We start from the raw sequence: 12,037 nt of genomic DNA, 5'->3' as shown, positions 1-12,037 counted from the left end.
GCTGCGGTGCCGGCACACCGGCGGCTACACCAACTCCGGTCCTTTGCAAGCGTTTTGGCATCTGGGCGGCCCTCAGGTGACCGTGCGCATGCCCAGCGGGCCCGCGAGCTCCTCCGCCATGACCTTGCCGGCCTCCTCGGCCAGCACCTCCTCGGCCAGGTCCTCGTCCGTGTCCAGGCCGTCCAGCTCATCCAGCGGCTGGTCGAGGCGGACGTGGGCGACCAGCGACTGCAAGGCGCGCAGCGTCGCGGATGCGGTCGGGCCCCAGTTGGAGAAGTACGAGAACTGCCACCACCACAACGCCTCGCTGACGCGGCCCGCCTTGTAGTGGGCCAGGCCGTGGCGCAGGTCGGTGACGACGTCCGCGAGGTTGTCGGAGATCCGGCAGGCGACCGGGGCCTTGCGCGGCTCGTACGGGTCGAAGACCTCGGAGAAGATGTCCACCGGGTCCAGCAGCACCGCAAACCGCTCGCGCAGGTCGTCGACGTCCACGTCCGGGCCGGTGTCCGGTTCGTACCGCTCGTCCGGGACGATGTCCTCGTGCGCACCCAGCCGGCCGCCCGTCAGCAGCAGTTGCGAGATCTCCAGCAGCATGAACGGCACCGCACTGTCGGGCTCGTCGCCCTTCGCGACTTCCGTGGTCGCGACGATGAAGGATTCGATCGAGTCGGCGATCTGGACCGCGAAAGAGTCCGGGTCCTGGCTAGTGGCGTGCAGCATGACGTCAGACATCGAGTAGTCGTCTCCCCTCGAAGGCACGCCCGAGCGTGACCTCGTCGGCGTATTCCAAGTCTCCCCCCACAGGGAGACCGCTGGCCAGCCTTGTGACCCTCAGTCCCATCGGCTTGACCATGCGTGCCAGGTAGGTGGCGGTGGCCTCGCCCTCCAGGTTCGGGTCCGTGGCCAGGATCAGCTCGGTGATCGTTCCGTCGGCGAGACGGGCGAGCAGCTCGCGGATCCGCAGGTCGTCGGGGCCCACGCCCTCGATGGGGCTGATGGCCCCGCCGAGCACGTGGTAGCGGCCCCGGAACTCGCGCGTCCGCTCGACCGCGACGACATCCTTCGGCTCCTCCACGACGCAGATGACCGACTGGTCGCGGCGCGGGTCCCGGCAGATGTTGCACTGCTCCTGCTGCGCGACGTTGCCGCACACCGCGCAGAAGCGGACCTTGTCCTTCACCTCGAGGAGTGCGTGCGCGAGGCGGCGGACATCGGTCGGCTCGGCCTGCAGGATGTGGAAGGCGATCCGCTGCGCGCTCTTGGGACCGACGCCGGGCAGCCTGCCCAGTTCGTCGATGAGGTCCTGAACCACGCCTTCGTACAACGGAACGCCTCTCCTGGAATGCTTTGACGCTTACGGTAGTTGGTGGGCCGCGCCCTTAGAAGGGCAGGCCCGGCATGCCGCCCAGCCCCTGGGCGAGCGGGCCGAGCTTCTGCTGCTGCAGCTGCTGCGCGTTCTCGTTCGCAGCCTGGACGGCGGCGACAACGAGGTCCGCGAGGGTCTCGGCGTCCTCGGGGTCGACAGCCTTGGGGTCGATGACGAGGTTGCGCAGCTCGCCGGAGCCGGTGACGGTGGCCTTCACCAGGCCGCCGCCCGCCTGGCCCTCGACCTCGGTCTGCGCCAGCTCTTCCTGGGCCTTTGCGAGATCCTGCTGCATCTTCTGGGCCTGCTGGAGGAGCTGCTGCATATTCGGCTGGCCACCACCGGGAATCACGGTCACTCCTGGCATTTCGACGACGATTGTTCGGTACGCCGAGCCTACGTGGTCACCGGGCGGCCTGCCCCACCCCGCGATGACCAACTCTTTCGAGTGATTTTCGAGCGAGTGGGGTGGAGCGCGCTTACGGATCAAGACCCTCTTGCGGGCGGAAATACCGGGCTTTTCGGAGCACAGCCCACCATTCGGCGGTAGGACGGTCATGCACATCAGGATGCACGCGCGCACCGTTACGTCACGCAGTGTTACGTCAGTCGTCGCGTCTGTTGTCGCGTCCGTTGTCGGTCGTAGAGGAGTGCAAGGGTGAGCCAGCCGGAGATGCAGCCCGGGGGGCCGGCCCGGGAGGAGCGCGGCGAGGCGCCGCGCGGTGATCTGACTGGAATGCCGTTTCCGCTCGGCGACTGGGGAGAGCCGGCGGAGCGCCTCGACGAGCTCTACAGATGGGTCGAGGCGGCGGGGCTGCGTACGGCGGAGTGGTACCTGACGGAGCGCGTGTGGAAGCGGCGCACGGCGCGTGTGCTGCGGATCGGTACGGCTCTGGGCGTGATCGGCGGGGCGGCGCTCGTCCTCCTCGACCTGACGGCCGCGCTGGCCGACGTCGCGGGCTGGGGGTATCTGTCGCTGCTGCTGGGGGCGGCGTGCCTGGCCTGCGACCGGCATTTCGGGCTGACCTCGGGCTGGATAAGGAATGTCGCGACGGCACAGGCGGTGCAGCGCAGGCTTCAGGCGCTGCAGTTCGACTGGGCGTCGGAGTCCGTACGGGAGGTGCTGGGCCCTACGGAGGGCACGGCGAGCGAGGCGGCGGAGCGGTGCCTCGGGGTGCTGCGCAGGTTCTCGGAGGACATCACGGAGCTGGTGCGGTCGGAGACGGCGAACTGGATGGTGGAGTTCCGCCCGGGCGTCCCGGCGCCGCCGGCGATGCAGTCGATGAGCCCGGGCGCGGGACGGCCGGACACGGGGCCGACGCCGGGACCTGGGCGGGTGCCGTTGCCGCCGGGTACGCGGCCGAACATGCCGCGGCAGCGGCCGCCGGAGACGCCGCGGTGAGGTGGGGCGGGGTACGGGGCCCCTGTGGGTGGGGGCGCCTGCGGTGCGGGGCCCCTGCGGGTGCGGGGCCCCTGCGGGTGCGGGGCCCCTGCGGTGCGGGCGTTGTCCTCAATCGCCGGACGGGCTGAAATGCAGCCGCGCCCCAGCGCTGCGGGCCATGTCCTCAAACGCCGGACGGGCTGAAATGCAGCCGCGCCCCAGCCGTGCAGGCCACGCCCTCAAACGCCGGACAGGCCGAAAATCAGCCGCGCCCCAGCCGTGCAGGCCGCGCTCTCAAAGGCCGGGCGGGCTGATTTTCACTTCCGGCGGCCCGCGATCGCTCGGGTCAGGATCGGCGGGAGCAGGTCCCTGACCAGGCGCCGGGTGCGGGAGCGGGCGCGGGGCGGGCGCGAAGGCGTGGTCGCCGCGGGCACCGGCGCAGCGGTCACCCGCGGCGCAGGGGTCGGCTCGGGCGTCGAGTCCGGCTCCGGCTCATGGCGGGACCGCGGCTGCGACGGCATCTGCGCCTTCGTGCCCTTGATCCGGATCAGCGGGCGGCCCGCCACCTCCTCCACCCCGTGCCAGAGATCCTCGCGCGCCTCCAGCCACGCCAGCAGCGCCTCCCGCACCGGCGCAGGGTCGCCCCATGTGCCGTACAGCTTTGTGCCCGTGATGCAGATCGGCTTCAGGCCCGTCGTGGGCACGGCGCCCCACACCGCCGCCGAGACGCCCGGACAGTGCTCGGCGCGGAAGTCGTCGAAGGCCACGATGCCCTCGGGCTGCAGCAACTCCCGCGCCGCCTCGATGTCGCCGTGGACATGCTCGTACAGATGCGAGGCGTCGACGTGCACGAAGCGGCAGCTGCCCGGGCTGACCCGGGAGGTGATCACCGAGGTCGGGGCCTGCACCAGCGTCGGCAGCGCGTCGTGGAACGACAGGTAGTTCGCCTCGAAGGCGCGGCGCGTGAGCGTCGAGTACGACCGGCCCATCTCCGCGCTGTTGGAATCGTCCGGCGCCGGGGAGTCCCAGAGGTCGCAGACCGTGAACTCCTCCCCGTCCCGCAGATACCCGCCCACGAAGATCGCGCTCTTGCCCAGATACGCGCCGAGCTCGAGCAGGTCTCCGCGGCCGTCCGGATCCGTGTCCCGCTGATGGGTCAGGAACCAGTCGAAGAGCAGTTGGTCCGCGGGCCAGAACCAGCCCTTGACGTCCGCGAAACGTGTCGGCCTGGGAAGTTCTTCCACAGTCTCCTTCGCGGTCTGGTCCGCGGTCTCGTCCACGTGCTCCCCCGCGGTCGCCACCGCGGGGGACTGTGCCGGAGTACTCGTCTGTGACATGCCCCGGTCCTACCGGGCCGAGATGTCCCGGAGCTTAAGGCCGCGCATTCAACGGATGTGCGTCAGCTGAAAATGATCATTGAGCCCTGGCCGAGGCTCCGCGTCGCCGCCGCATGCAGCCCCAGCCACACATGCCGCTCCCGCGCGAACGGGCTCTCGTCGTACGGGATCGGGCCCGCCGGCTCCTCCAGCGAGGTGGGACGGTCCGGCGGCTGCGGGGCGTCCGGCGGGTTCGCCGGGTCGATGCCGATCGACGGCGCGACATACTCCAGTTCCCGCAGCAGTCCCTGCGTGGAGCCCAACGGGCCGCCGCCCGCGAGCAGTTCGTCGTTGGACAGCGGCGAGCCGAAGTCCACGGGGACGTACGCGCCCGCGTGGTCGTAGTGCCAGACCAGATGCGACTGCTGGGCCGTCGACTCGAACATCTCCAGCAACTGCTCGTAGTCACCGCCCAGTTCGTCCACCGGCGTCACCGCGAGACCGCACAGCTGCAGCAGATACGCGCGGCGCAGGAAGTGCAACGCGTCGTAGTCGAAGCCCGCGACCGGCGCCACATCGCCCGACAGTCCCGGCATATAGGCGAAGACGGGGACCGTGGGCAGGCCGGCATCGGTGAGGGCCTTGTCGTAGGACGCGATCTCTTCGGCGAAGGGATTGTCGGGGCTGTGACACAGCACATCGACGAGGGGCACCAGCCACAGGTCACAGGCCAAGGGAAGGCTCGCTCTCCAACGGGATCGGGCACGGCATAGGGCGCGGTCGTGCGATGGTCGGGACAGCGTAATGCCACGGATACATTCGGCGAAGGGTGCCGCTCAACTGCCCGTCCGAACGGAATTCTTCGGGTCCTGCACATCCCATACCCACACTCCGCCCACCCGCTTCCCCGGTTGCCCGAGCAATTTTTCCACGGTCGCATACAGCGCCCCGTCGTTGTACTGCGGCTCCAGCACCACCACGCCCGCCTTCCACGCCGCGAGATCGGCGCGCGCCTGCGCCTGCCAGTTGGGGCCGAGCACCGGGACGCGCCCGCTGTTGCGGACATCGTTGAGGAGGTTGGAGGTGTGGCGGGGCGTCGAGCCGTAGATACCGATACGGTCCGGTCCCCACGGCCCGTTGAAGTAGCCGCCGGCAACCGAGAAGCCGAGCCCGGTGGCCGACTGCCAGTGCAGCGCCTCCGCGCTGCCGGGATACGGCAGCGGCACGGTGACCACCGATTCGCCCTCGGAGACGTACGCGCGGTACATCCCCTCCGTGATGAACGCCGGGACCTCGGACCGCTCCCGCACCGGATACGGCGTCGGCAGCACCGGCAGCAGGGCTGCCGCCACCGCCGCGAGACCCACCACCTGGTGCACGCGCTCCCGTGTGGCCAGCAGCCGGTCCGCGGCCAGCGCGATCAGCACGCCGAGCACCGGCGCGCAGATCATCGCGACCCGCGACTCGATGACCGACTCGAAGAGCGGCTGATGCGCCAGCGCCCGCCACGGGCCGGTCAGCACGGTGTCCGTGTACGGGATACGGAACGTGGGTCCGAGCGACAGGAACGCCGCGGCGAGGCCGGTGAACGCCAGGGCCTTGACCGCCGGGTGCCGCCACAGCCGCACCACGATCGCCGCCGCCAGCGCGATCAGCGGCCAGCCGAAGAAGGCGTTCTGCTCGGTGCGGTTCATCGCGAGCGGGTCCGCGCCCGCGTCGGAGCCCAGCAGCGAACGGCCTGCGAACTCCAGGAAGGCCAGCGGGCTGTTGCCCGCGTTGTCGCCGTGCAGCACGCTCTTGTAGCTCTGCGGGCCGAGGAACTGCCAGCCCAGCGGGAAGGCGATCAGCGGCAGACAGACCACGGCCGCGACACCGAGCCCGCGCAGCAGCGGCCGCAGGGCCGCCCGTGCCACATCGCGGCGCAGGAGCGCGTACGAGAGCGCGAAGAGCAGCATGCCGATCGACGCGAGCAGCAGCGGCTCCTCGCCGAGGAAGATCTGGTACGTCGCGAACAGCCCGAGCAGGACCCCGTCGCGTACGACATTGCGGCCCTCGCACAGCCGCAGTGCCCGGTCGATGATCAGCGGGATCATGAAGAGCACAAGGAAGTTGGGGTGCGCGTTGCCGTGCGAGATCATCGGCGGCGCGAAGGCCGCGAAGCCTCCGCCGACGGCGGCCGCCCACCGGTTCTTCACCAGCCGCCGGGCGATCAGCCAGTACCAGGCGGTGGCGGTCACGGCGAGCCCGAGCGTGAGCACCAGCGCCCAGGTGACCGTCGGCCCGAGGAGCAGGGTCACCGGCGCGAGCGGGACGGAGAGCCCGAGCATGACGGTGTTCGCCATCAGGTTCACGCCGTCGGGATAGCCCTGCAGAGTCGTGAACAGCGGATTCCGCAGATGCGCGACATTGTCGGCGGTGACCGCGAAGAACCACTCCCACTGGTTCTGGTCCTGCCCGGCGTCGGTGAGGTAGCCGCGGTCGAGGTCGGTCCACAGCCCCTTGTAGAGCAGTACGGAGGCGAGGAGGAAGAGCACGGTGACGGCGAGGTCCACCCGCCGTACGGCACGCGCGCGCAGCCGCAGCAGCTCCAGCAGCACCCTTCCGTAGTCCAGCGGTCTGACCTTGGAGCCCGCCTGGTGCGACCAGCGCACCGGGACCTCCGTGACCGGCCAGCCCTGGCGCCGGAAGAACCGAAGAATCTCGACGTCGATGCCCCATCCGTCGAGCCGCGAATCGGCGAAGGCGGCACGCGCCTTGTCTCCGTCGAAGAGCTTGAAGCCGCACTGGGTGTCGTGGATGCCGGAGACGGCGACGGCACGTATGAGCCGGTTGCCCATCCGGCCGAGCCATTCACGCATCCGTCGCTGGTGCACCTCGATACGGGAGTCGGGGTGTGCGCGCGAGCCGATCGCCGCCGCGCTGTCCTCGGCCGCGAGCTGCTTGTCGAGCCGGTCCAGCTCCTCGATGGGCGTCGCGAGGTCCGCATCGGTGATCAGGACGCGCCGGCCGTACGAGGCGAGCACCCCGAGGCGCAGGGCGCTGCCCTTGCCGCGGTTGCCGTCGCTGGAGACCAGGTGGATGCGCTGTTCCTCGGCAGCGGCCTCCTGGGCGATCTTCGCGGTGGCGTCGCACGAGCCGTCGTCGACGACGATCAGCTCCCAGTTGCCCCAGCGGCCGGGTTCCGCGCGCAGATGCGCGCAGATCGCGTCCAGGGTGGGCCGCAGCCGGCCCTCCTCGTTGTACGCCGGAACGACGACGCTCAGGTCCACGCCGTCACCGGCGCTCGCCTCCGCGCTCATGCCCACGCCCCCGTCCGAGCTCACCGCTCCAGCCGATCCGCCCACGCGAGCGCATGGTCGTTGTACGCGCCGATGACCGCGCGCACGGAGTCGGCGTCGCCGCAGGTGACGGCGTTCACCAGGTCCTCGTGCCCGTTCCACAGCCAGTCCCGCACCTGCGCGTCGCCCCGCAGATAGGGGACGGCGAACACCCAGGCCTGGACCCGCAGCCGGTGCAGGAAGTCGGAGATGTAGCGGTTGGCGACGATCGAGCTGAGCTCGCGCCAGAAGCGCAGGTCGTATCCGATGAGGATGTCCAGGTCCCCGACGCGCGCCGCGCGGGCGGCCTCCTCGGCCCGGCGGCGTACGGACACCAGCGACTGGCCGTGCACTCCGACTCCGCCCGAGCCGCGCACGGCGACATGGCGGAAGATGCCGTCCACGATCAGCGAACGCGCCTCGACCATGCCCCGGTAGTCGTCGACCGAGAACTGGTGCACTTTGAAGCCCCGGTGCTGGTCGGAGTCGAGCAGCCCCTGGGCGGAAAGATCGACGAGGGCTTCCCTGACGGGGGTCGCGGAGACGCCGTACTGCTCGGCGATCTGCTTGACGGTGAATTCCTGTCCGGGCTGCAAACGCCCCGCAAGCACCTCGTCACGCAGCGCGTCAGCGATCTGTTGCCGCAGGGTGTTGCGGGTGACAGCGGTACTGCTGCTGGTACCGCGCATCGTGGCCTTCTCCTTCACCAGGGGTCCCGGACACGATAGGCCAGGGGTGATGCACCGGGCGCGGGGCGTACGGTCCTGACGGTGCCGGAAGGGGAGGTATGCGTGGCTGACGTCTTCGAGGTGTCCACCGGCGACGGCCTGCTGTCCGCCCTGACCGAGCGGGAAAGGACAGCTGAGGTACGGGTCGCCTTCGAAGGCCTGCTGCAGATCCGCCGCGTGACGAACACCGCACCGGCGGCCTGGGAGCTCAACCAGATGGTGCGCGCGGTCGCCCTGGCGCTGGAGGCGGCTGGCGTCCCGGCCTCCGCAGTCGACGCCTCGGGCGCGCGGGCGGCGACGGGCTACCGCGTGCGCGCCTCCGAGCGCCCGCGCATGGTCTGCGTGGACTGGCTGGGCCCGCCGGGCAGCGGGGCGCCCCAGGAGGAGGAGAGCAGGCTGACCGAGTGCGCGGCGACGTTGGGCCGTCTGGACTGGGAGGCGCTGCTGTACCGGGGACCGCGGCGCCGCCGGTTCCTGGAGGTGGAGCCGGCGGGGCGGTGAGCTGCCCCGGGGCGGTCGGCCGCCGGGCGGCGGGGCTGAATTTCAGCCCCGCCGGCGATTGAGGCGCGGGGTCCGGGGCGGAGCCCCGAAGCATGGGGTGGAGCCCCGGCCTACGACACCACGTGCTCGTCGGCGACCGACAGCGCCGCGTCCAGCGCGGCCAGGCCCTCCTTGGCCTCCGCCGCCGTCACGTTGCACGGCGGCACCGCGTGCGTCCGGTTCATGTTGACGAACGGCCACAGGCCGTTCTTCTTGCACGCGGCGGCGAAGGCGGCCATCGGCGCGTTCGCCTCGCCCGCGGCGTTGTACGGCACCAGCGGCTCGCGCGTCTCCCTGTCCTTGACCAGGTCCAGCGCCCAGAACACGCCCGTACCGCGCACCTCGCCGACCGACGGGTGACGCTCGGCGAGCTCCCGCAGCCCCGGCCCGAGGACCGTCTCACCGATGTGGGCCGCGTTCTCGACGACCTTCTCGTCCTCCATGACCTGGATGGTGGCGACGGCTGCGGCGCAGGCCAGCGGGTGGCCGGAGTAGGTGAGTCCGCCCGGGTAGGGGCGCTTGTCGAAGGTCGCGGCGATCTCGGCGGAGATCGCGACGCCGCCGAGGGGTACATAACCGGAGTTGACTCCCTTGGCGAAGGTCAGCAGGTCGGGCGTGACGCCGAAGTGCTCGGCGGCGAACCACTTGCCCGTACGGCCGAAGCCCGCCATGACCTCGTCGAGCACGAACACGATGCCGTACCGGTCGCAGATCTCGCGGACGCCCGCGAGATAGCCGGGCGGCGGCGTCATGATGCCGGCGGTGCCCGGGATGGTCTCCAGGATGATCGCTGCGATGGTCTGCGGCCCCTCGAAGGTGATGGTGTCCTCGAGGTGCTGGAGCGCGCGGGCGGACTCCTGCTCCGTGGTCTCGGAGTAGAACCGCGAGCGGTAGAGGAACGGCGCCCAGAAGCGCACGACACCGGCGGTGCCGTTGTCGTTGGCCCAGCGGCGCGGGTCGCCCGTGATGTTGATCGCGGTCGCGGTGCCGCCGTGGTACGAGCGGTAGGCGGAGAGCACCTTGGGGCGGCCCGTGTGCAGCCGGGCCATCCGGACGGCGTTCTCGACGGCCTCGGCGCCGCCGTTGGTGAAGAAGATCTTGTCGAGGTCGCCGGGGGTCCGCTCGGCGATGAGGCGTGCGGCCTCGGAGCGGGCCTCGACGGCGAAGGCGGGAGCGAAGGTGGCGAGCTTGCCCGCCTGCTCCTGGATCGCGGCGACGACCTTGGGGTGCTGGTAGCCGATGTTGGTGAAGACGAGGCCGCTGGTGAAGTCGAGGTAGCGGTTCCCGTCGTAGTCCCAGAAGTACGAGCCCTCGGCACCGGCGACGGCGAGCGGGTCGATCAGGCCCTGGGCGGACCACGAGTGGAACACATGCGCACGGTCTGCGGCCTTCACGGCCGCGCCGGCCTGGGGGTCGGGATGAGGGGTCATGCGGTCAAGGGTAGAGACGCGCAGGTGGGGGCGGACATGGCCACGGTGTATGGCCTGAGCCGGGTTCCTGGGCAGTGTGTCGGGTCCGGGACGACCGGGTCGGGCCCGCGGACCCGGTCCGGCGGACGCGGGTGCGGGTGCGGCGGGCGCGGGTGCGGGTGCGGCGGGCGCGGGTGCGGGTGCGGCGGGCGCGGGTGCGGGTGCGGCGGGCGCGGGTGCGGGTGCGGCGGGCGCGGGTGCGCCTGCGGCGGGCGCGGGTGCGCCTGCGGCGGGCAGGGGGCTTCGCCCCCAGACCCCGTATGCGACCTTCGGCCGCATGTCCTCAATCGCCGGACGGGCTGATCTTCAAGCCCCGCCGGCGATTGAGGCGCGGGGTTCGGGGCGGAGCCCCGACCTGAGGCCGGACGAGCCCCGTTATTGACAGCATGCTGTCGACATGACAGGCTGCTGTCACTAGGCCAAGGAGGACGCCATGAACCCCCGCACCGTTCATCTCGCCGTGTACGACACCTACGCCGACTGGGAGACGGGACACACCACCGCCCACCTCACCCAGAACGGCTTCACCGTGCGGACCGTCGGGCCCACCACCGAACCCGTCACGACCATGGGCGGCGTCCGTATCCAGCCAGATCTCGCGCTCGGCGACCTGCGGCCCGAGGACAGCGCCCTGCTCATCCTCACCGGCGCGCAGCTCTGGGACACCACTGACGATCTCGCCCCCTTCGCCGCCACAGCGCGTACGTTCCTCGACGCCGGAGTGCCCGTCGCCGCCATCTGCGGTGCCACCGCCGGGCTCGCCCGCGAAGGCCTGCTCGACGATCGCGAGCACACCAGCGCCGTCTCCTTCTACCTCGACGCCACCGGCTACAAGGGCGGCGAGCACTACCGCGACACGGACGCCGTCACCGACGGCGATCTGATCACCGCGGGGCCGACAGAGCCCGTCGCCTTCGCCCGCGAGGTCTTCGCACGGCTCGGCGTGTACGAGGGGGAGAAACTGGACGCCTGGTACCGGCTGTTCCACGACTCGGACGCCTCCGCCTTCGAGGTCCTGGAGTCATGAGCCGCGAACAGCAGGACCTGCTCAGCCGGACGGCGCTCGGCGTCTTCCGGCTGAACGGCCAATTCCTCGCCGTGTCCGAGGAGTTGGCGAAGCCGGCCGGACTGACTGCCGCCTGGTGGCAGGTCCTCGGAGCCGTACTGCGCGATCCGCTGCCCGTCGCCGGGATCGCCCGCGACATGGGCATCACCCGTCAGAGCGTGCAGCGGATCGCCGATCTGCTCGTCGAGCGTGGCCTCGCCGCGTACGAACCCAACCCCGCCCACCGCCGGGCCAAACTGCTCAGGCCCACCGACGAAGGCCGCGCCGCGATCGCGAAGATCGACCCCGGTCACACGGAACTGGCGGCCCGCCTCGCCGACGCCCTCGGCCCCGAGCAGTTCGCCGAGACGGCGCGAGTGCTCGACCAGCTCTCCAAAGCTCTCGACAGCATCAGTTCGGAGTCCCAGGGAAAAAGTCCGCGCTCGTGAGGTAGTCCATCGCCTCGGTGAACACCGGATCCCCGAGGCGACGCGCCATCTCCGCCTCGCTCACATCCTCGACGTGCGTCTGGATCCACCACAGGTTCCCGAACGGGTCCCGCACCCGTCCGCCCCGGTCCCCGAAGAAGAGGTGCGTCACGTCGGTCACCGATTCGCCGCCGCACTCCACCGCCCGCCGGTGCACCGCGTCCGCGTCCTCGACGTACAGCCGCAGGAACGCCGGCGTCGGCGGCCAGTCGGCGCGCGCCGCGTCGAACAGCATGACCACCGCGTCCCCGATCCGTATCTCCGCATGCCCGATGCGCCCGTCCTCGCCGGTCGTACGGCCCAGCTCCACCGCCCCGAAGGCGGCCTTCAGATAGTCGATGACACCCGCCGTGTCCTGCGAGTGATCCACGGCGTGACGCTGGAGTAGCC

The 12,037-nt window shown here is 70.8% G+C and carries 13 protein-coding genes; 4 read left to right on the top strand and 9 right to left on the bottom strand.

Features of this window, described 5'->3' with window-relative positions:
* Positions 1 to 72: 72 nt before the first annotated feature.
* The 3 genes from AB0D12_RS07040 to AB0D12_RS07030 are packed head-to-tail and all read right to left on the bottom strand — an operon-like array spanning position 73 to position 1,715.
* Positions 73 to 732: a DUF5063 domain-containing protein gene (locus tag AB0D12_RS07040; protein ID WP_362677868.1), complete on the bottom strand. Its 660-nt coding sequence runs from the start codon at positions 730 to 732 to the stop codon at positions 73 to 75.
* Positions 725 to 1,324 carry a recombination mediator RecR gene (gene recR, locus AB0D12_RS07035; RefSeq protein WP_362677866.1) on the bottom strand — a complete coding sequence of 200 codons (600 nt, stop codon included), beginning with the start codon at positions 1,322 to 1,324 and terminating at the stop codon, positions 725 to 727. Before recR ends, AB0D12_RS07040 begins: the two co-directional genes overlap by 8 nt.
* Positions 1,325 to 1,379: 55 nt before the next feature.
* Positions 1,380 to 1,715 carry a YbaB/EbfC family nucleoid-associated protein gene (locus AB0D12_RS07030; protein WP_362678019.1) on the bottom strand — a complete coding sequence of 112 codons (336 nt, stop codon included), beginning with the start codon at positions 1,713 to 1,715 and terminating at the stop codon, positions 1,380 to 1,382.
* A gap of 306 nt (positions 1,716 to 2,021) precedes the next feature.
* Here AB0D12_RS07030 and AB0D12_RS07025 point away from each other — a divergent pair, with 306 nt between their 5' ends.
* Complete coding sequence (locus AB0D12_RS07025) at positions 2,022 to 2,765, top strand: SLATT domain-containing protein (RefSeq protein ID WP_362677864.1); 744 nt, start codon at positions 2,022 to 2,024, stop codon at positions 2,763 to 2,765.
* Between the two features lie 296 nt (positions 2,766 to 3,061).
* On the opposite strand, the gene AB0D12_RS07020 is transcribed toward AB0D12_RS07025, so the two are convergent.
* The 4 genes from AB0D12_RS07020 to AB0D12_RS07005 all read right to left on the bottom strand — a co-directional run bounded on the left by AB0D12_RS07020 (position 3,062) and on the right by AB0D12_RS07005 (position 8,066).
* Positions 3,062 to 4,081 carry a class I SAM-dependent methyltransferase gene (locus AB0D12_RS07020; RefSeq protein WP_362677862.1) on the bottom strand — a complete coding sequence of 340 codons (1,020 nt, stop codon included), beginning with the start codon at positions 4,079 to 4,081 and terminating at the stop codon, positions 3,062 to 3,064.
* A gap of 62 nt (positions 4,082 to 4,143) precedes the next feature.
* A complete protein-coding gene (locus AB0D12_RS07015) occupies positions 4,144 to 4,794 on the bottom strand; it encodes a hypothetical protein (protein WP_326651519.1) in 651 nt (216 codons plus the stop codon).
* A 102-nt stretch (positions 4,795 to 4,896) separates the two neighbouring features.
* Positions 4,897 to 7,359, bottom strand: coding sequence for a dolichyl-phosphate beta-glucosyltransferase (locus AB0D12_RS07010; RefSeq protein WP_362678017.1), 2,463 nt, complete (start codon positions 7,357 to 7,359; stop codon positions 4,897 to 4,899).
* A 20-nt stretch (positions 7,360 to 7,379) separates the two neighbouring features.
* Complete coding sequence (locus AB0D12_RS07005) at positions 7,380 to 8,066, bottom strand: GntR family transcriptional regulator (protein WP_362677860.1); 687 nt, start codon at positions 8,064 to 8,066, stop codon at positions 7,380 to 7,382.
* Positions 8,067 to 8,168: 102 nt separating this feature from the next.
* Here AB0D12_RS07005 and AB0D12_RS07000 point away from each other — a divergent pair, with 102 nt between their 5' ends.
* Complete coding sequence (locus tag AB0D12_RS07000; RefSeq protein WP_362677858.1) at positions 8,169 to 8,606, top strand: hypothetical protein; 438 nt, start codon at positions 8,169 to 8,171, stop codon at positions 8,604 to 8,606.
* A 110-nt stretch (positions 8,607 to 8,716) separates the two neighbouring features.
* On the opposite strand, the gene AB0D12_RS06995 is transcribed toward AB0D12_RS07000, so the two are convergent.
* Positions 8,717 to 10,075 (bottom strand): aspartate aminotransferase family protein, encoded by a 1,359-nt coding sequence (locus AB0D12_RS06995; protein WP_362677856.1) that lies wholly within the window; start codon positions 10,073 to 10,075, stop codon positions 8,717 to 8,719.
* A 472-nt stretch (positions 10,076 to 10,547) separates the two neighbouring features.
* Between AB0D12_RS06995 and AB0D12_RS06990 the strand changes: the two genes are divergently transcribed.
* The gene (locus AB0D12_RS06990) at positions 10,548 to 11,141 is read left to right on the top strand and encodes a type 1 glutamine amidotransferase family protein (RefSeq protein ID WP_362677854.1); all 594 of its coding nucleotides are present in this window, start codon (positions 10,548 to 10,550) and stop codon (positions 11,139 to 11,141) included.
* Positions 11,138 to 11,608, top strand: a complete 471-nt coding sequence (locus tag AB0D12_RS06985; protein WP_362677852.1) for a MarR family transcriptional regulator — start codon at positions 11,138 to 11,140, stop codon at positions 11,606 to 11,608. Before AB0D12_RS06990 ends, AB0D12_RS06985 begins: the two co-directional genes overlap by 4 nt.
* Here the strand turns inward: AB0D12_RS06985 and AB0D12_RS06980 are convergent.
* Complete coding sequence (locus AB0D12_RS06980; RefSeq protein ID WP_362677850.1) at positions 11,571 to 12,017, bottom strand: VOC family protein; 447 nt, start codon at positions 12,015 to 12,017, stop codon at positions 11,571 to 11,573. The two genes, AB0D12_RS06985 and AB0D12_RS06980, sit on opposite strands and share 38 nt — an antisense overlap.
* Between the last annotated feature and the right edge of the window lie 20 nt (positions 12,018 to 12,037).

Source organism: Streptomyces sp. NPDC048479, assembly GCF_040651435.1.
In the GTDB taxonomy this organism is placed as follows: domain Bacteria; phylum Actinomycetota; class Actinomycetes; order Streptomycetales; family Streptomycetaceae; genus Streptomyces.
This window is presented reverse-complemented; position numbering and strand designations above follow the sequence as displayed.